The 17,843-nt window shown below is 66.3% G+C and carries 16 protein-coding genes; 10 read left to right on the top strand and 6 right to left on the bottom strand.

Annotated elements, in window-relative coordinates; translation table 11 throughout:
• Positions 1–39: 39 nt before the first annotated feature.
• Together ABQF13_RS21120 and ABQF13_RS21115 are read right to left on the bottom strand one after the other, a co-directional pair.
• Positions 40–1,161, bottom strand: a complete 1,122-nt coding sequence (locus ABQF13_RS21120) for an NAD(P)H-dependent flavin oxidoreductase (RefSeq protein WP_448394740.1) — start codon at positions 1,159–1,161, stop codon at positions 40–42.
• Positions 1,161–2,849, bottom strand: a complete 1,689-nt coding sequence (locus tag ABQF13_RS21115) for a medium/long-chain-fatty-acid--CoA/3-oxocholest-4-en-26-oate--CoA ligase (RefSeq protein ID WP_448394739.1) — start codon at positions 2,847–2,849, stop codon at positions 1,161–1,163. The genes ABQF13_RS21120 and ABQF13_RS21115 overlap by 1 nt, the downstream gene beginning before the upstream one ends.
• A gap of 35 nt (positions 2,850–2,884) precedes the next feature.
• Between ABQF13_RS21115 and ABQF13_RS21110 the strand changes: the two genes are divergently transcribed.
• The gene (locus tag ABQF13_RS21110; protein ID WP_448394738.1) at positions 2,885–3,694 is read left to right on the top strand and encodes a crotonase/enoyl-CoA hydratase family protein; all 810 of its coding nucleotides are present in this window, start codon (positions 2,885–2,887) and stop codon (positions 3,692–3,694) included.
• A gap of 70 nt (positions 3,695–3,764) precedes the next feature.
• Positions 3,765–6,470: a cation-translocating P-type ATPase gene (locus ABQF13_RS21105; RefSeq protein ID WP_448394737.1), complete on the top strand. Its 2,706-nt coding sequence runs from the start codon at positions 3,765–3,767 to the stop codon at positions 6,468–6,470.
• On the opposite strand, the gene ABQF13_RS21100 is transcribed toward ABQF13_RS21105, so the two are convergent.
• From ABQF13_RS21100 to ABQF13_RS21090, 3 genes are all read right to left on the bottom strand, one after another.
• Positions 6,467–7,660 (bottom strand): cytochrome P450, encoded by a 1,194-nt coding sequence (locus tag ABQF13_RS21100; RefSeq protein ID WP_448394736.1) that lies wholly within the window; start codon positions 7,658–7,660, stop codon positions 6,467–6,469. The genes ABQF13_RS21105 and ABQF13_RS21100 overlap by 4 nt on opposite strands.
• Positions 7,657–8,376 (bottom strand): acetoacetate decarboxylase family protein, encoded by a 720-nt coding sequence (locus ABQF13_RS21095; protein ID WP_448394735.1) that lies wholly within the window; start codon positions 8,374–8,376, stop codon positions 7,657–7,659. Before ABQF13_RS21095 ends, ABQF13_RS21100 begins: the two co-directional genes overlap by 4 nt.
• A 76-nt stretch (positions 8,377–8,452) precedes the next feature.
• Positions 8,453–9,493 (bottom strand): LLM class F420-dependent oxidoreductase, encoded by a 1,041-nt coding sequence (locus tag ABQF13_RS21090; protein ID WP_448394734.1) that lies wholly within the window; start codon positions 9,491–9,493, stop codon positions 8,453–8,455.
• A gap of 58 nt (positions 9,494–9,551) precedes the next feature.
• On the opposite strand from ABQF13_RS21090, the gene ABQF13_RS21085 reads away from it, so the two are divergent.
• From ABQF13_RS21085 to ABQF13_RS21070, 4 genes are read left to right on the top strand one after another with little or no spacing between them, the layout of a single operon-like run.
• Entirely contained in the window at positions 9,552–10,556 is a 1,005-nt protein-coding gene (locus ABQF13_RS21085; protein WP_448394733.1) for a Zn-ribbon domain-containing OB-fold protein, read from the top strand.
• 10 nt (positions 10,557–10,566) lie between these two features.
• Positions 10,567–11,634, top strand: coding sequence for a thiolase family protein (locus ABQF13_RS21080; protein WP_448394732.1), 1,068 nt, complete (start codon positions 10,567–10,569; stop codon positions 11,632–11,634).
• The gene (locus ABQF13_RS21075) at positions 11,631–12,806 is read left to right on the top strand and encodes a thiolase family protein (protein WP_448394731.1); all 1,176 of its coding nucleotides are present in this window, start codon (positions 11,631–11,633) and stop codon (positions 12,804–12,806) included. Before ABQF13_RS21080 ends, ABQF13_RS21075 begins: the two co-directional genes overlap by 4 nt.
• Positions 12,806–13,684, top strand: coding sequence for a TIGR03619 family F420-dependent LLM class oxidoreductase (locus ABQF13_RS21070; RefSeq protein WP_448394821.1), 879 nt, complete (start codon positions 12,806–12,808; stop codon positions 13,682–13,684). The genes ABQF13_RS21075 and ABQF13_RS21070 overlap by 1 nt, the downstream gene beginning before the upstream one ends.
• A gap of 2 nt (positions 13,685–13,686) precedes the next feature.
• On the opposite strand, the gene ABQF13_RS21065 is transcribed toward ABQF13_RS21070, so the two are convergent.
• Complete coding sequence (locus tag ABQF13_RS21065; RefSeq protein WP_448394730.1) at positions 13,687–14,670, bottom strand: MOSC domain-containing protein; 984 nt, start codon at positions 14,668–14,670, stop codon at positions 13,687–13,689.
• Between the two features lie 55 nt (positions 14,671–14,725).
• On the opposite strand from ABQF13_RS21065, the gene ABQF13_RS21060 reads away from it, so the two are divergent.
• The 4 genes from ABQF13_RS21060 to ABQF13_RS21045 all read left to right on the top strand — a co-directional run bounded on the left by ABQF13_RS21060 (position 14,726) and on the right by ABQF13_RS21045 (position 17,829).
• Positions 14,726–15,361, top strand: a complete 636-nt coding sequence (locus ABQF13_RS21060) for a hypothetical protein (RefSeq protein ID WP_448394729.1) — start codon at positions 14,726–14,728, stop codon at positions 15,359–15,361.
• Between the two features lie 113 nt (positions 15,362–15,474).
• A complete protein-coding gene (locus tag ABQF13_RS21055; protein WP_448394728.1) occupies positions 15,475–16,629 on the top strand; it encodes a 3-ketosteroid-9-alpha-monooxygenase, oxygenase component in 1,155 nt (384 codons plus the stop codon).
• A gap of 44 nt (positions 16,630–16,673) precedes the next feature.
• A complete protein-coding gene (locus ABQF13_RS21050; RefSeq protein ID WP_448394820.1) occupies positions 16,674–17,081 on the top strand; it encodes a hypothetical protein in 408 nt (135 codons plus the stop codon).
• A gap of 109 nt (positions 17,082–17,190) precedes the next feature.
• Positions 17,191–17,829 (top strand): sensor domain-containing protein, encoded by a 639-nt coding sequence (locus ABQF13_RS21045; protein WP_448394727.1) that lies wholly within the window; start codon positions 17,191–17,193, stop codon positions 17,827–17,829.
• The last annotated feature ends 14 nt before the right edge of the window (positions 17,830–17,843 follow it).

Raw genomic sequence — 17,843 nt, 5'->3', positions numbered from 1 at the left:
TTACTGCATTTTAGGGGTTTTCATGTCTGCTCGCGCTGGTTAGGTGTCCCGGATATCGTCGAGGCGGCGGGTGGCCTCGGTGAATCCGTCGACCAGCTCGGCGATGATGTCGGCGACCGGGCGGATCTCGTTCATCCGGCCGACGATCTGGCCGACGGGCATGGCGACGGTGTCGGGGTTGTCCGAGGCGTTCATTCGCTGATGAGCCTCGCTGACCAAGATGTTCTGCAGCGGCATCGGCAGCGGCTCCGGCGCGTCGGGTGCATCCCAGGCATCGGTCCACTTGCTCTTGAGCAGCCGTGCGGGCTTACCGGTGTAGATACGCCGGCGCACGGTGTCGCTGGACGCCGCACGCAGCAGCGCCTCCTGAATCGTCGACGTGCCACTGGGATTGCGGTGCCCAAGGTCGTATTCGGCTGAGGTAAGGAACGCCGAGCCCATCCAGACCCCGTGCGCGCCAAGAGCCAACGCCGCGGCGACCTGCCTGCCGGTGCCGATACCGCCGGCCGCCAGCACCGGCGCCTGACCGTCAAGGGCGTCGACGATCTCCGGCCACAACACCATCGAACCGATCTCGCCGGTGTGGCCGCCCGCCTCATGCCCCTGGGCGACCACGATGTCCACACCGTTCTCGACATGGCGCTGGGCGTGTTTGGCGCTGCCGGCCAACGCCGCCACCGGCACGCCGGCTGCATGCGCCTGCTCGATGACGTCGCGCGGTGGCGACCCCAGCGCGTTGGCGATCAGCTTGATCGGGTGCCGCAGCGCGACCTCCACGTGTGAGCGGGCCACCGAGTGCAGCCAGCCGAGCACCCCTTCATTGCCCGATTCTTCCTTGTCCAGTGGTGGAACTCCAAGTTCGACAATGGTTTTGGCGACGAAGTCACGGTGGCTCTGCGGGATGAGCTTGTCGATGTCGACCGCGGAGCCTTCCTGCGGCACCTTGGCGGGCATCACCACATCGACACCGTAGGGCTTGCCGTCGGTGTTCTCATCCATCCACTGCAGCACGCTCTCGAGGTCGTCGGCGTCGTTGAACCGCACGCAACCGAGCACGCCGAGTCCACCGGCCTTGCTGACCGCGGCTGCCACCTTCTCCGATGGGGTGAAAACGAAGATCGGGTAGTCGATGCCGAAGCGGTCGCACAGTTCGGTGCGCATCAAGTGGCGGTCCCTACGTGGTTGGCGTTGACCTCGTCGGCGGGCCGCTGCTCGGTTTGGTCCTTGGCCCACCGGTAGTCCGGCTTGCCCGCTGGCGAACGCTTCACCTCATCGACGAACCAGATACTGCGCGGCACTTTGTATCCCGCGATCTCGTTGCGGACGAACGTGTCCAGGTCGGCCAGCTTGGGCCGGGCCCCTTCGCGCGGTTGGATAACGGCGGCGACGTGCTGGCCGAACCGCGGATCGGGGACGCCGACCACCAGCGCGTCGAATACATCCGGGTGACCTTTGAGCGCGGCCTCCACCTCTTCGGGGTAGATCTTCTCACCGCCGCTGTTGATCGACACCGAACCGCGCCCGAGCATCGTCACGGTGCCGTCTTCCTCGACCGTCGCGTAGTCACCGGGGATGGCGTAGCGAATCCCGTTGAAGGTCTTGAAGGTTTCCGCGGTCTTCTTCTCGTCCTTGTAGTAGCCGACCGGAATGTTGCCCTTCTTGGCGATGACGCCGCGCACCCCGGAGCCGGGCTTGACCTCATTGCCGTCCTCATCGAGAACGACGGTGCGGTGGTCGATGGTCACCCGCGGCCCGCCGGCGTGCGGCTGGCCCTTGGCCACGATGCTGGTGCCGCCGAAACCGGTCTCCGAGGACCCGATCGAGTCGGTGATGATCCGGTTAGGCAGCAGTTCGAGGAACTTGTCCTTGATGCTGGTCGAGAACAGTGCGGCGGTGCTGGCCAGCAGGAACAACGCAGACAAGTCGTAGTCCTTGCCGTCGGCCTGGCGGGCGAGCAGCGCGTCGAGCAGCGGGCGCGCCATGGCGTCGCCGGTGAAGAACAACAGGTTCACCTTGTGCTTCTCGACGGTGGCCCAAACCTCAGCAGGATCGAATTCCGGTGCCAGCACGGTGGTTTGGCCAGAGAACAATGACATCCAGGTGGCCGACTGGGTGGCACCGTGGATCATCGGCGGGATCGGGTAGCGGATCATCGGCGCGTTCTCGGCCGCCGCCTTGGCCAGGTCGTACTCGTCCTTGACGAACTCGCCGGTGGCAAAGTCGGTGCCGCCGAACAACACCCGGTAGATGTCCTCGTGGCGCCACATCACGCCCTTGGGGAAACCGGTGGTGCCGCCGGTGTAGAGCAGGTAGATGTCGTCGGCGCTACGGGGGCCGAAGTCGCGCTCCGGTGACGCCTGGCTCAGTGCCTCGTTGAACTCCACGCCGCCGTAACGCTGGTAGTCCAGATCGCTGCCGTCTTCGACCACCAGCACGGTCTTGACCGCCGGGGTCTGGGGCAGCACGTTGGCGACGCGGTCGGCGTACTGGCGTTCGTGCACCAGCGCGACCATGTCGGAGTTCTCGAACAGATACTTCAGTTCCGCTTCGACGTAGCGGTAGTTGACGTTGACGAGGATGGCGCCCGCCTTCACGATGCCGAGCATCGCGATGACAATCTCGTTGCGGTTGCGGCAGTACAGGCCGACCTTGTCGTCCTTCTGGACGCCCTTGTCGATGAGGTAGTGGGCCAGCCGGTTGGCCTTCTCCTCGAGTTGGGCGTAGGTGAGTTCATCGTCGCCGCAGATCAGGGCAACGCGGTCAGGCACGGCGTCGACGGCGTGCTCGGCGAGATCAGCAATGTTCAGGGCCACAGCACCTAAACTAGAACGTGTTACATTTTCATTCAAGTCTGTGCTATTGATGCTGGAAGGGACGGCTGTTTGTGAGCGAAGCAGGAAATTCCGACAAGGACCCCGACGCCCTCATTGAGCAGCGCGGACACACCCTGATTCTGACGCTGAACCGGCCCGAGGCGCGCAACGCGCTGTCCACCGAGATGCTTTCGATCATGGTGGAGGCCTGGGACCGCGTCGACAACGACCCGGAGATCCGCACCTGCATCCTCACCGGCGCCGGCGGCTACTTCTGCGCGGGGATGGACCTCAAGGCCGCGACCGCCAAGCCGCCGGGCGACTCGTTCAAGGACGGCAGCTACGACCCGTCGCGCATCGACGCCCTGCTCAAGGGCCGCCGCCTCACGAAGCCGTTGATCGCCGCGGTCGAGGGCCCGGCGATCGCGGGCGGCACCGAGATCCTGCAGGGCACCGACATCCGCATCGCCGGTGAGAGCGCGAAGTTCGGCATCTCCGAGGCCAAGTGGAGCCTGTACCCGATGGGTGGCTCCGCGGTGCGACTGGTGCGTCAGATCCCCTACACCGTGGCCTGCGATCTGCTGCTGACCGGTCGGCACATCACCGCCGCCGAGGCGCGTGACATGGGCTTGATCGGCTACGTCGTGCCGGACGGATCCGCGCTGGACAAGGCGCTGGAGATCGCCGAGGTGATCAACAACAATGGCCCGCTCGCGGTGCAGGCCATCCTCAAGACCATCCGCGAGACCGAGGGTCTGCACGAGAACGAGGCCTTCAAGATCGACACCAAGATCGGTATTGAGGTGTTCCTTTCCGAGGACGCCAAGGAGGGCCCGCGGGCGTTCAAGGAGAAGCGCGCCCCGAACTTCAAGATGAAGTAGCCACCCTGATCCGGCACGAGGTGACGATGCGCCTGCCGGAGGCCCGGTGTCGTCGTTACGCTAGTGGCCGATGACCGAAAGCTCGGCCGGCGTAACCGAAGAAATCCCTTGGCACGCCACCGCGGTCGCCGACGTCGAAGAGTCATTGGCGACCTCACCGCACGGCCTGACGGCCGAAGACGCGGAAGCACGGTTTATGCGGTACGGCCCGAACCGCATTCGCGAGCAACCGCCACCGCGCGCGATCGTGGTGTTCCTGCGCCAGTTCTCGAGCACGTTCATCCTCATCCTCGTCGTCGCCGCCGTGGTGACCCTGGCGCTGGGTGAACTGCTCGACACCGCCCTGATCGCGATCGCGCTGCTGCTCAACGCGGTGATCGGGTTCCACGAGGAACGTCGCGCCGCCGACGCCGTGCAGGCGCTGATGCAGCTCGTGGTGCCGCACTGCCGGGTGGTGCGCGATGGGCAGGAATGGGAGATCGACAGCCGCGACGTCGTACCCGGCGATGTGGTCTTGCTGGAATCGGGTAGCCGGGTGCCCGCCGACATCCGGCTCAGCGCGGTGAACAGCCTCACGATCGACGAGTCGCTGCTCACCGGTGAATCGCTGCCGGTCACCAAGACGACCGCGCCGGTGCAGAAGAACGCGGGCGCGGCTGATCGCCACTCGATGGCGTTCACCGGCACCATCGTCGCCAACGGCCGCGGCCGCGGCTACGTCGTGGCCACCGGAGACGACACCGAGCTCGGATCGATCGCCGGGAGCATCCGCACCGAAGAGGCCGGGGAGTTGCCTCTGCAGGCGCGGATGGCGAAGTTCGCGCAGATCATCGGCGTCTCCGTCGTCGTCGCGGCGATCGTCGCGTTCGTATCCGGTGTGCTGCTCGGCGAGTCGGTCAGCCAGATGTTCCGTGTCGCCGTCGCGATGGCGGTGTCGGCCGTGCCCGAAGGCCTTCCGGTGGCGATGACCGTCACCTTCGCGATCGGGGTGACCCGGATGGCACGGCGAAACGCGGTGCTGCGCCGGCTGCCGGCATTGGAGACGCTGGGCAGCACGACGGTGGTGGGCTCGGACAAGACCGGCACCCTCACCGAGAACCGCATGACGGTGCAGGCGGTGTGGGCCGGCGGGCGCAACTACGACGCCCCCGAGCTGCGGGGCGCAGGCCCGACCGTGGAGATGTTGTTGACCACCGGCGTGCTCACCAACGAAGCCGATCTGGTCAAGACCGCCCAGGGCCCCGTCACGACCGGTGATCCCACCGAGGTCGCGCTGCTGGTGGCGGCGGACCGGGCGGGCATCGACCCCGGCGAACTCCGCGACAGCCACCGGGTCGTCGCCGAGATCCCGTTCGAGTCGCATCGCCGATACTCGGCCACCCTCCGCGAGTACGGCGGCGGGCACGCGGTGTTCGTCAAGGGCGCACCCGAGCGAATCATCTCGATGTGCACGGCGATGAACACCGACCAGGGACCGGTGCCCCTCGATCCGGAGACCGCGCACAAGGCGGTGCGCGAACTCGCCGCCCGCGGGATGCGGGTGCTCGGCATGGCCTATCGGAAACTCACCGCCGAGGCCGCACGCTCGCTGGCCGGGGACGGCGACGGGCCGCCTGGCGACTACACCGACCCGGACGACCTCGTGTTGGTGGGGTTCCAGGCGATGATGGATCCGCCGCGCGAGGGCGTACGGGAGGCGATCGAAGACTGCCACACCGCAGGCGTGCGGGTCGCGATGATCACCGGTGACCACTCGATCACCGCGCGGGCCATCGCACACGCGCTCGGCATCCTCGATGAGCCCGACGGACGGGTGCTGACCGGCGCCGAGATGCGCCATCTCGACGACGACGCGCTACGCGACCTGGTCGACGACGTCTCGGTGTACGCGCGGGTCTCACCCAACGACAAGCTTCGCATCGTGCGCGCCCTGCAGGACCGCGACCACGTCGTCGCGGTCACCGGCGACGGCGTCAACGACGCCCCGGCGCTGCGTGCGGCCGCCATCGGGGTATCGATGGGCCGGTCGGGCACCGACGTGGCACGGGAAGCCTCCGACATGGTGCTCTCCGACGACAACTTCGTCAGCATTGTCAGCGCTGTCGAAGAGGGCCGCATCGCCTTCGCCAACATCCGCAAAGTCGCGTTCTTCCTCATCTCCACCGCGGTAGCGGAAACCGCAGCCATCATGGTGTCGGTGTGGCTCGGTTGGCCGCTGCTGTTGGTTCCGGCCCAGATCCTGTGGCTCAACCTCGTCACCAACGGCGTGCAGGACTTGGCGCTGGCGTTCGAGCCGGGCAGCCGCGACGTGCTCAAGCGCCCACCTCGACCGCGCCGCGAAGGAATCCTGTCGGCGATGATGTGGGAACGCACCGTGCTCGTCGGCACCGTGATGGCCGCCGGAGCGCTGTACATGTTCCACTGGCAACTCGGCCGCGACGACTCGCTGATCGCAGCGCACAGCGTCGCATTGACGACATTGGTGATCTACAACGTCTTTCAGGCCGGCAACGCCCGCGCGGAGAACCGTTCGCTGTTCACCATCACCCCGTGGGGCAACCCGTTTTTGTTCTGGGCCACGCTCGGCGCCATCGGTCTACACGTGTCCGCGCTGTATCTCCCGCCCACCCAGTTCGTGCTCGGCGTCGAACCGATCAGCGCCGAGGCCTGGGTGCGGGCCATCGCCGTCGCGGTGTCGGTGCTGGTCGTCGTCGAGGCGCACAAGTGGGTGCGCCGCCGGTGGCCACTCGGCACCAGCCACGTGCACTGGGATTAGTTCACCGGCTTCGACGGGGTGAACTTGACCGGCATCTTCTCCAGCCCGCTGACGAAGTTCGCGGGCCGCAGCGGCAGTTCGGCGTCGGAGGCCAGCCGCATGTCGGGCAGCCGCTGCAGCAGGCGGGTCTGCATGATCGACAGTTCGAGCCTGGCCAACTGGTTGCCGAGGCAGAAGTGGGTGCCGAAGCCGAATGCCAGGTGGTTGTTCGGATAGCGCTCGATGTTAAAGGTGTCCGGGTCGTCGAACACGTCCTCGTCGAAGTTGGCCGACTCGAACAGCAGCAGCATCTTCTCGCCCTCCGCCAGCGCGGTGCCGTGGAATTCGGTGTCGGCGGTCAGCGTGCGCGCCATGTTCTTCACCGGCGCGGTCCAGCGCAGCATCTCCTCGATGGCGTTGGGCAGCAGGCTCAGATCGTTGGCGAGGCGCTGGTGCTGGTCGGGGTGCTCGAGCAACTGGCGGGTGCCGCCCGACAGCGTGTGGCGGGTGGTCTCGTCGCCGCCGATCAGTAGCAGCAGCACCTCGGTGACGATCTGATGGTCCTCCAGCTTGCTGCCTTCGACCTCGGCGTGCACCAGGATGCTCACCAGATCGTCGGTGGGCTGGTCCTTGCGGACATTGATCATGCCCATCATGTATTCGCTGTAGGCCGCGAACGCGTCCATGGTCAGCTGGAACTTCTCGGGGTCCGCGGTGCTGCTCAACGCGCCGACCAGATCGTCGGACCAGCGCAGGAACATCTCGCGTTCCTCGGGGCGCACGCCGAGCATGTCGCCAATGACCGCCATCGGCAGCGGCGCGGCCAGATCCCAGACGAAGTCGCACTCACCGCGCTCGCATACCGCATCGATCAGCGAATCACAGAGGGCCACAATCGATCCCTCGAGATCTTTCACCCGTTTGCGGGTGAAGCCCGAGTTGACGAGCTTGCGCCGCAACAGATGCTGCGGATCGTCCATCTCGATCATCATCTCGACACCCGGCTGGTCGGGCCGGATCCCGCCGGCGTTGGAGAACAACTCGGGGTTGCGCTCGGCCTCGATCACCGCGGCATAGGTTGCTGCGGCGGCCAACCCGTTGCGGTCGCGGAACACCGGTTCGTTCTCGCGCATCCACTTGTAGACCAAACGGGAGTCCCCGGCGTAGAAGTCGCCGTCGGTCAGATCGACGTCGGGTTTGGATTCTGTCACGGCTGCACCTCCTGCGCGTCTGCGAACGACATCTCCACGTTTCCTGCCGAACCCGAGAACAGCGCGCGTTTCGGGAAGCCGAGCGACGCAAGTTCTTTGGCGTAGGGATGTTGCCCGAGCCGCACCTTCGCACCGCCGGGGCGGTAGCGAACATCGTGCAGCATCATCTCGCCGAGCGTGCGGCGCACCACCCCGTCGCGGTAGGAGTAGGTGGGATGCGCCTGCGGCTTTGACGTGAACCGGGCCGGGACGGGCAACCCCTTCCCGAAGTCCATCCCGACAACGAACTGGCCGTCGATGGTCACGTCGAACGAGTACCTGTGGCCGTCGCGGATCGTGAAGTCCGCCATGACTTTCGGATAGCCCCAGATCTTGGTGCCCGCCTCGAGGGTGAACGCCTGGTCGACGGGAAGGTGGTGGATGAACGCACCCGCATCCTGCAGTGCGCGCGGGCCGGACGCCGTCGAACCGGGCGGGTTCACCATCAGGTTGGTGCCGTACTCGTAGTACTGGCCGAGGTCGCCGTCCTCGTACCGCATCAGCATCAGCACGGCGATCGCGCGCCCGGGAAGGTAACGGCAGACCGTCAGGCCGCTGTAGTCGATCAAGCGTTGCGCGGCCTCGGCGTCCACCGAGAACATCGCCATGTGCTGGTGTGCCTTGCGGATCCTCACCGGCATGGTGAGCACGGTGCCCGCGATGGTGTGCTGGGTCATTGCGTCAATCTAGAACGCGGGTAGACAACTATCAAGGAAGTGTCTAGTCGGGGTTGGATTGGCGGCTCGCCGCCGGCTACACCAGGGCCGCAAGATCCCGGATCTGCTCGGGCGAACGCGCACCCACCACCATCATCGTGACGCCCGCGGCTTCCCACGCCTTGATCTGTTCCTGCACGTAGCCGAGGTCGCCGACGATCGCGGAGTCGTCCACCAATTGGTCGGGAATGATCTTGGCCGCTTGCTCTTTGCCGTCCTTTTGACCAGAGCGGAACAGCTTGGTGACGTCCTCCACCACCTCGGCATAACCCATCCGGCGGTAGACGTCGGCGTGGAAGTTGGTGTCCTCGGCGCCCATACCGCCCATGTACAGCGCCAGGTGCGGCTTCATCAGCTCCATGATCTCAGCGCGGTCGTCGGTGACCACCACCTGAGCCGTCGCGCAGATCTCGAAGTTCTCGCGGCTGCGCCGCGCACCCGGGCGGGCGAAACCTTCGTCGAGCCACTCGTTGTACATGTCGGCGACGCGCGGCGAGTAGAAGATCGGCAGCCAACCGTCGCAGATCTCGGCGGCCAGCGCGACGTTCTTGGGTCCCTCCGCCCCCAGCATCACCGGGATGTCGGCGCGGCGCGGATGGGTGATCGGCTTGAGGTTCTTGCCCAGGCCCGTGGTGCCTTCGCCGGACAGCGGCAACGGGTAGTGCGGGCCGTCGCTGCGCACGGGCGCCTCCCGCGCCCACACCTGGCGCAGGATGTCGACGTATTCGCGAGTACGCGCCAACGGCTTCGGGAACTTCTGCCCATACCAACCCTCCACGACCTGCGGCCCGGACACCCCGAGACCGAGGATGTGGCGGCCGCCGGAGAGGTGGTCGAGCGTCAACGCCGCCATCGCGCAGGCCGTCGGTGTGCGCGCCGACAACTGCACCACCGACGTGCCCAGCCGCATCCGCTTGGTTTCGCGGCCCCACCAGGCCAGCGGCGTGTACGCGTCCGACCCCCAGGCCTCCGCAGTGAATACCGTGTCGAAACCGGCTTCCTCGGCGGCCGCGACCAGTTCGGCGTGGTTGTCCGGCGGCTGCGCGCCCCAATACCCCAGTTGAAGTCCCAACTTCATTAGCGAGCCTCTCGACCTGTTCTTGAAACCATTGTTAGAACCTGTTCTACTCGATGCCGTGACCACCAGCCATGGCAGCCCGGTGCAGATCGATACGCATGAGCCACCGCTTTCAGCACCGCTGAAGCTCTCGTTCGACTACACCCGTTCAGTAGGGCCACTCCTGTCCCAGTTCTTCACCGCTCTGCGTGAGCGACGCATCGTCGGCGTGCGCGGTTCCGACGGGCGAGTGCACGTGCCGCCTGCGGAGTTCGATCCCGTCACCTACGAACGATTGACGGAAATCGTACCCGTGAGCGCCGTAGGCACTGTGCTGTCGTGGACCTGGCAGCCGGCCCCGCTCCCGGGCCAGCCGCTGGACCGCCCGTTCGCGTGGGCGCTGATCAAACTCGACGGCGCCGACACCGCGCTGCTGCACGCGGTCGACGCCGGTTCCTCCGAATCCATCAGCACCGGCGCGCGGGTGCACGCGCACTGGGTCGACGAGCCCGTCGGCGCGATCACCGACATTGCGTACTTCAAGCTCGGCGCTCAGGCCGAACCTGAGGGCCCACCCGACGAGCGCGAGCCGGTCACCGTGCAGGTGAGCCCGTCGGAGATCGAGATCCAGCACACCGCATCGCTGCCCGAGAGCGTGTTCTTGCGCGCGCTCGAGGAGGGCAAGCTGCTGGGCGCCCGGACCAAGAGCGGCCGCGACGGCAAGCCGGGCAAGGTGTACTTCCCGCCCAAAGAAGCCGATCCCGCCACCGGCCTGGCGCTCGACGAGTTCGTCGAACTGCCCGACAAGGGCACCGTGACGACCTTTGCCGTCATCAACATCCCGTTCGCCGGACAGCGCATCAAACCCCCCTACGTCGCGGCCTACGTGTTGCTCGACGGAGCGGATATCGCGTTCTTGCATCTGGTCACCGAGATCGAGGCCGACGAGGTCCGGATGGGTATGCGCGTCGAGGCCGTGTGGAAGCCCCGCGAAGAGTGGGGTCTTGGCATCGACAACATCGACCATTTCCGGCCCACGGGTGAACCCGACGCCGACTACGACTCCTACAAGCACCATCTGTGAAGGGCTGGACGTGACTGGTTCAAGAGATGTAGCAGTGGTCGGCTTCGCACATGCACCGCATGTGCGCCGCACCGACGGCACCACCAACGGCGTGGAAATGCTGATGCCGTGCTTTCACGAGCTCTACGACGAACTGGGCCTGCAGCAGACCGATATTGGGTTCTGGTGCTCGGGTTCCTCGGATTACCTTGCCGGCCGGGCGTTTTCGTTTATCTCTGCGATCGACTCGATCGGCGCGGTGCCGCCGATCAACGAGTCGCACGTCGAGATGGATGCGGCATGGGCGCTGTATGAGGCCTACATCAAGATCCTGACCGGAGAGGTCGACACCGCGCTGGTGTACGGCTTTGGCAAATCCAGCGCGGGCGTGCTGCGCCGCATCCTGGCCCTGCAGACCGACCCGTACAGCGTGGCTCCGCTGTGGCCGGACTCGGTGTCGATCGCCGGCCTGCAGGCGCGGCTGGGGCTCGACGGGGGCAAGTGGACGGCCGAGCAGATGGCGCAGGTGGCGTTGGATTCGTTCGCCGTCGCCGAACGCACGGATTCGGAGAAGCCCGCCAAGAGCACCGCCGAACTGCTCGAGCGGCCCTACTTCGCGGATCCGTTGCGCCGCCACGACATCGCGCCGATCACCGACGGCGCGTCGGCGATCGTGCTCGCGGCCGGTGACCGGGCCCGCGAGTTGCGCGAGAACCCCGCGTGGATCACCGGTTTCGAGCACCGGATCGAGACACCGGTGCTGGGAGCGCGCGATCTCACCACTTCGCCGTCGACGACCGCGTCGGCGAAGGCGGCCACCGGCGGCGACGCCAGTTCGGTTGAGGTGGCCGAGATCTACGCGCCGTTCACCCACCAGCATCTGATCCTGACCGAGGCGATCGGGTTGCCGTCGTCGGCGAAGGTGAACCCCTCGGGCGGCACGCTGGCCGCCAACCCGATGTTCTCGGCCGGGCTGGAGCGCATCGGCTTCGCCGCGCAGCACATCTTCAACGGGTCCGCGCAGCGGGTCCTCGCGCACGCCACCAGTGGCCCTGCGCTGCAACAGAATCTGGTCGCGGTCCTGGAGGGACGGTCATGAGCAAGCAGTTGGCCGCGGTGCTGGGCACCGGGCAGACCAAGTACGTAGCCAAGCGCCACGACGTGTCGATGAGCGGTCTGGTGCGCGAGGCCATCGACCGGGCGCTGGCGGATTCGGGTGCGACGATGGACGATATCGACGCCGTGGTGGTCGGTAAGGCGCCGGACTTCTTCGAGGGCGTGATGATGCCCGAGCTGTTCATGGCCGACGCCGTGGGTGCCACCGGTAAACCGTTGATCCGGGTGCACACCGCCGGCTCGGTGGGCGGATCGACGGCCATCGTGGCGGCCAGCCTGGTGCAGTCAGGCAAGTACCGCCGCGTCTTGGCGATGGCGTGGGAGAAGCAGTCGGAGTCGAACGCCATGTGGGCGTTGAGCATTCCGGTGCCGTTCACCAAGCCCGTCGGCGCCGGGGCCGGCGGATACTTCGCACCGCATGTGCGCGCCTATATCCGCCGCTCGGGGGCGCCGACACACATCGGTGCGATGGTGGCGGTCAAGGATCGGCTCAACGGGGCTAAGAACCCGCTTGCGCATCTGCACCAACCCGACATCACGCTGGAGAAGGTGCTGTCCTCCCAGATGCTGTGGGATCCGATCCGCTTCGACGAGACGTGTCCGTCCTCGGACGGCGCCTGCGCGTTGGTGATTGGCGATGAGGAGATCGCCGACAAGCGGGCCGCCGAAGGCCATCCCGTCGCGTGGATTCACGCCACCGCGCTGCGCACCGAACCGTTGGCGTACTCCGGTCGTGACCAGGTCAACCCCGAGGCGGGCCGCGACGCCGCCAAGGCGTTGTGGCAGGCGGCGGGGATCACCAGCCCGATCGACGAGATCGACACCGCCGAGATCTACGTGCCGTTCTCCTGGTTCGAGCCGATGTGGCTGGAGAACCTCGGCTTCGCCCCCGAAGGTGAGGGCTGGAAGCTGACCGAGGCCGGTGAGACCGCGATCGGCGGGCGGCTTCCGGTCAACGCCTCGGGCGGTGTGCTGTCGTCGAACCCGATCGGCGCCTCAGGCATGATCCGGTTCGCCGAATCGGCGATTCAGGTGATGGGCAAGGCCGGCGACCACCAGGTCCCGAACGCCCGTAAGGCGTTGGGCCACGCCTACGGCGGCGGGTCACAGTACTACTCGATGTGGGTCGTCGGGGCGGACAAACCGGCCCGATGATGAAGTACACCTGCGCGGTGCCGATGTGCCAGATCGACCAGCTCATCGAGATCGCCAAGACCGCTGAGGAAGTCGGCTTTACCTCGATAGCGCTACCCGACTCGATCTTTTACATGGAGAAGCAGTCGGCGGATTACCCGTACACGCCGGACGGCTCGCGGATGTGGGACTCCGACACCCCGTGGATCGACCCGCTGATCGCCGCGGGCGCCATGGGGGCGGTGACCTCGACGCTGCGGTTCTACACCAACGTGATGAAGCTGGGCTCCCGCAATCCGCTGCTGCTGGCGCGCCAGGTCGGCTCGGTCGCCAACATCACTGGCAACCGGTTCGGTTTCGGAGTCGGAATCGGCTGGGCCCCAGAAGAGTTCGAGTGGTGCGGTCAACCCTACGCCAAACGCGGTAAACGCGTCGACGAGATGATCGAGGTGATCAAGCTCGTGCTCGGCGGCGGCATGGTGGAGTTCCACGGCGAGTTCTACGATTTCGACAAGCTGCAGATGAGCCCGGCGCCCAGCGAGCCGGTGCCGTTCTACGTCGGCGGGCACACCGACATCGCACTCAAGCGGGCCGCCCGTGTCGGCGACGGCTGGACCAGCGCGATGATGACGGCCGCCGAGCTGGCCGAAACCGTCGGCAAACTCAAGGCGTTGCTCGCCGAATTCGGCCGCGGGGACGACCCGTTCGAATTCCAGGCCGTGTGCATCGACAAGTTCGACGTCGACGGGCACCGCGAGCTGGCCGAGTCGGGGGTCACCGACAACATCGTGATGCCGTGGGTCTTCGAAGGGCTAGGCTTCGACGCGCCGCTGGACAAGAAGCAGGACGCGATGAAACGCTTCGCCGACACCTTCATCCACTCGGGCTGGCAGAACTAGCGCTAGTGTGAAAGCCGTTCCACCGCCGCGGTAGCCAGCCGGAACGCGAACCGCCTGGCGTGCCGCGCCGCGCCACCGAGCAGCCGCCGCGGGACCGCCACCTCACCGAGCGTCACGGGGTCACCGACGCGGACGGCCCCGGCGGCGCCGACCCAGCAGTACACGCCCAGGTTTCGGCCGGCCCGCCGCGCCACGGCCCGGGTGATCCTGCGGTCGACGTCCAGGCCCGGTTGCGCGCGGCTGGGCACCACGCAGCGGATCGTCGGGTTCGTCACGTCCAGAACCGCTCCGCCCAGCGTGAGCCGCGCGCCTAACCACTGCGATTCAGGTAGATCGTCATCGGGATCATCCAACGCCAGAAGAATATTCGGCCGGAACCGGCGCACGTCGAGTTCCGCGTCCAGCTCGGCGCCGATGGTCGCGATGCTGGTCGTGGACAGCACATGGACCGGCGCTAAGTCGACGAAGGCGCCCGGCGGTGTCGAGTAGCGCGCCTGTGTCGCCACATCAGACATCCGCAGTATCGAAAAGTCAGGCAGTTTCTCGCCGTCGGTGATGCCCAAGTCGTTGCGCACCGAGGCGATCGAGGTGTTGGCGCGTTCGGCGCGGCTCAACCGGTGCAGGCTGGTGTCGTCGGCGGGCGGCAATGGCGTCAACCGGACCTCGCGCCTGGCGAGCTCGGAGAGCTTGGCATGGACGGCGCCGTCGCTGCTGGACAGCACGGTGCCGTCGGCGAAGCTGATTTCGACTTCGGGCACGTTACCGGGGCCCGCGTCGGCGGGGACCGGGTCGACGTAGCGCGCCGTGGCGCTCAGCAGCGCCGGTATCCGTCGCGCGGACGCGGTGACGTCGCGGGCGACGTCACGCACCGCCCACAGCCGGTCGCCGTGCAGGCCGCGGGCGCTGATCTCGACCTGCTCGACCGGCCCTGCGCCCAGCGATTTGACCGGATAACGCCACAGTTGACAGACCCGGCCGATTGTCATCTCGACACCGTACCGTCAGTACCAGCGCATACGGCTTTTTCAGTACCGTGAGTGCGTGATCGCTGGCCGCCGACTGAAGTCGCTCTATGTCACCGCTGCAGCGGTGTTGATCTGTGCGGCCGCGGTCGGCTGTGAAACGACGGGCCCCGACCCGAACGGCAGCGGTGTGCAGGACCCCGCCGCCGCCCCGACGACCACGTCGGCGCAGGCCTCTCCAACGACGAGCCCAACCGATATCGCGCAGGACTACAGTCACCTGCTGCTTACCGCATCCGACCTCAGCGATGCCGAGGACACGTTCAGGGTTGCGTCGACCAACCCCGGGCCGGACGGGCTGCCCGGCGCCAGTGCCCTGTTCGTCAACCAGGGCGACACTCGGGCCATCTCGAACACGATCGTGATCTATCCCGACGCCGAGACGGCGTCCAAGACGCTGCGCGAGGCCCTACCCAGGATCGACACGGCGGTCTCGGCTGCGACACCGCAGTCCGTCCCGGTCGGCACCGACGGCACCATTGCCGTCGGTACGTCACCCGACGGCACCAAGGCGGCCACGCTGCTGCTGTTCACGCACGGTCCGGCCCTGGCGCGCCTGGAGTTCCAGAGCGCGCTGGGCGATGCCACCACGGATGGCTTCGTCATCAACATCGGCAAGATGCAACAAATCGCCCTGCGCACCGGCCTGCAGTGAGGGCCGACGAATCTTCACAGACTTTTTCCGCAGGTAGAGGGGTTTAGATTGCGCCCGACGCGGGGAAAACTGTAACGTGTTCTAGTTAGAGACACAGAAACGGGGAGGCCACCGTGAACACGGAAACCGCAGGAATCCGCGAGATAGATACCGGCACCCTGCCCGATCGGTATGCGCGCGGCTGGCACTGCCTGGGGCCGGTGCAGAACTATCTGGACGGCAAGCCACACGGCGTCGAGATCTTCGGCACGATGCTGGTCGTTTTCGCCGACTCGAAGGGCAACCTGAACGTGCTCGACGGGTACTGCCGGCACATGGGCGGAAACCTGGCCCAGGGCACCATCAAGGGCGACGAGGTCGCCTGCCCATTCCACGACTGGCGGTGGGGCGGCGACGGCAAATGCAAGCTGGTGCCCTACGCCAAGCGCACCCCCCGGCTGGCCCGCACCCGCGCATGGCACACCGACGTCCGCGGCGGCCTGCTGTTCGTCTGGCACGACCATGAAGGCAACCCGCCGCAGCCCGAGGTGCGCATCCCCGAGATCCCGGAGGTCGAGAACCCGGAGTGGACCGACTGGAAGTGGAACTCGATCCTGATCGAGAACGCCAACTGTCGCGAGATCATCGACAACGTCACCGACATGGCGCACTTCTTCTACATCCACTACGGGCTGCCGACGTACTTCAAGAACGTCTTCGAGGGCCACATCGCGTCGCAGTACCTGCACAACGTGGGCCGGCCTGACATCAGCGACATGGGCACGACTTACGGTGAGGCGCATCTCGATTCGGAGGCGTCGTACTTCGGTCCGTCGTTCATGATCAACTGGCTGCACAACAACTACGGCGGATACAAGGCTGAGTCGATCCTGATCAACTGCCACTATCCGGTCACGCAGAACTCGTTCATGCTGCAGTGGGGCGTCATCGTCGAGAAGCCCAAGGGCCTGGACGAGAAGATGACCGAGAAGCTGGCGAACACGTTCACCGACGGTGTCAGCAAGGGCTTCCTGCAGGACGTCGAGATCTGGAAGCACAAGACCCGCATCGACAACCCGCTGCTGGTCGAAGAGGACGGCGCCGTCTACCAGATGCGCCGGTGGTATCAGCAGTTCTACGTCGACGTCGCCGACGTCACACCGGAGATGACCGACCGCTTCGAGATCGAGGTCGACACCACGGCGGCCAACGAGAAGTGGAACGTCGAGGTCGAGGAGAACCTCAAGCGGCAGGCCGAGGAGAAGGAAAGGGCCGAGCAGAAGTCGTGACCGACGACCGCCAGGCACCCGACGTCGACCGGCTGGCCCGGGCGATGTTGATGCTGCACGGCGGTCATGACGACGACGAGCATCCGGTCGGCGACCGCGGTAGCGGTGGAACACGGTCCAAGGCAAGGGTTTTCAGTGCCGATCGGGCCGCGGCGCTGCGGGAGGCCACCCAACGCGACCGCGAACGGTATCTGACCTCGGGCCTGGTTTCGGTCGACTGCCGGTTCTGCCATGTGGCTGTCGATGTGAAGAAGCTCGGGCCGACGCACACGTCGGTGCAGTGGAACACCGAGGCGTCGAGGCGCTGCGCATACTTCAGCGAGATTCGACAGTCCGGTGGCGATCCGGCCCGCGTGCCGTCCTGTCCGAGGCTCACCGACAGCATCAAACACGCCGTCGCGGAGGGGTGTTTGGAGGAACCGTCCTCAGCCCCGTCCCCCGGCGACGGCTGAGCGCTTTGTTCTTCTTGGCCCAACGGGACAAACGGACGGGGAAGTGCGAGTAGACCTCGCCAAAACGTCGGTTTCGGCGCGAGGCGCAGCGGTCCTTACACTGCGGCATATGGGTGCACGCACGGCGGTGCTGGTGGCTGGCGTGGCGCTGGCCGGCTGCACCCGGGTCATCGACACGCCGCAACCGCAGCCCGCCCCGCCGGTGGCGCCCATCACCGCAGGTCAGGTCGGCGATCTGCTCAGCGACAAGGTCGACAAGACCGACGGCAACCTGTTCACCACCGTCGAACCCGACATGTGCAGCGGGGTTGCCAGGGAGGTGGATCCGCCGTTCCTGTTCGACTCCGGCCCGGCCGCCACCGACGGCGGCCACTGGACGGTCTATGAGAACAGCGCGGTGTACATCGAGGAGATGGTCGCCGTCTACCGCGCCGATTTCGATGCTCAAGAGGCAGTCACGCAGGCGAGGCACACCATCGAGACGTGCCGCGACACACCGTTCACCGTCACCGATATGAAGGGCCGCACATACCAGTTCGCGCTGTTACCGGAGGTGGCGTCCGGATCGCCCGACATCGTGCGGTGGTCCTTCGAGGCCTCCGACTGGGCGTGCGACAACACGTTCGTGGCTGCGCACAATGCGGCCGTCGAAATCTCGACGTGCGGGGCGGCCGGCGGTCTCGACGCGCTGCGATTGGCTGAGGATGCGTTGCAACGCATTCAGACGCTGGCCAATATGACGGCCTGACACCGCCCCTATAG

Source organism: Mycolicibacterium sp. XJ879, from assembly GCF_053483935.1.
The sequence above is the reverse complement of the archived record's forward strand: the minus strand, read 5'-3'. Positions and strand labels throughout refer to the sequence as shown.

Bases quoted from the DNA above. Each gene is read 5' to 3' on its own strand.
- ABQF13_RS21120 (WP_448394740.1), bottom strand. From the start codon at position 1,161: ATGCGCACCGAACTGTGCGACCGCTTCGGCATCGACTACCCGATCTTC.
- ABQF13_RS21105 (WP_448394737.1), top strand. From the start codon at position 3,765: ATGACCGAAAGCTCGGCCGGCGTAACCGAAGAAATCCCTTGGCACGCC.
- ABQF13_RS21095 (WP_448394735.1), bottom strand. From the start codon at position 8,376: ATGACCCAGCACACCATCGCGGGCACCGTGCTCACCATGCCGGTGAGG.
- ABQF13_RS21090 (WP_448394734.1), bottom strand. From the start codon at position 9,493: ATGAAGTTGGGACTTCAACTGGGGTATTGGGGCGCGCAGCCGCCGGAC.
- ABQF13_RS21075 (WP_448394731.1), top strand. From the start codon at position 11,631: ATGAGCAAGCAGTTGGCCGCGGTGCTGGGCACCGGGCAGACCAAGTAC.
- ABQF13_RS21070 (WP_448394821.1), top strand. From the start codon at position 12,806: ATGAAGTACACCTGCGCGGTGCCGATGTGCCAGATCGACCAGCTCATC.
- ABQF13_RS21065 (WP_448394730.1), bottom strand. From the start codon at position 14,670: ATGACAATCGGCCGGGTCTGTCAACTGTGGCGTTATCCGGTCAAATCG.
- ABQF13_RS21050 (WP_448394820.1), top strand. From the start codon at position 16,674: ATGTTGATGCTGCACGGCGGTCATGACGACGACGAGCATCCGGTCGGC.
- ABQF13_RS21045 (WP_448394727.1), top strand. From the start codon at position 17,191: ATGGGTGCACGCACGGCGGTGCTGGTGGCTGGCGTGGCGCTGGCCGGC.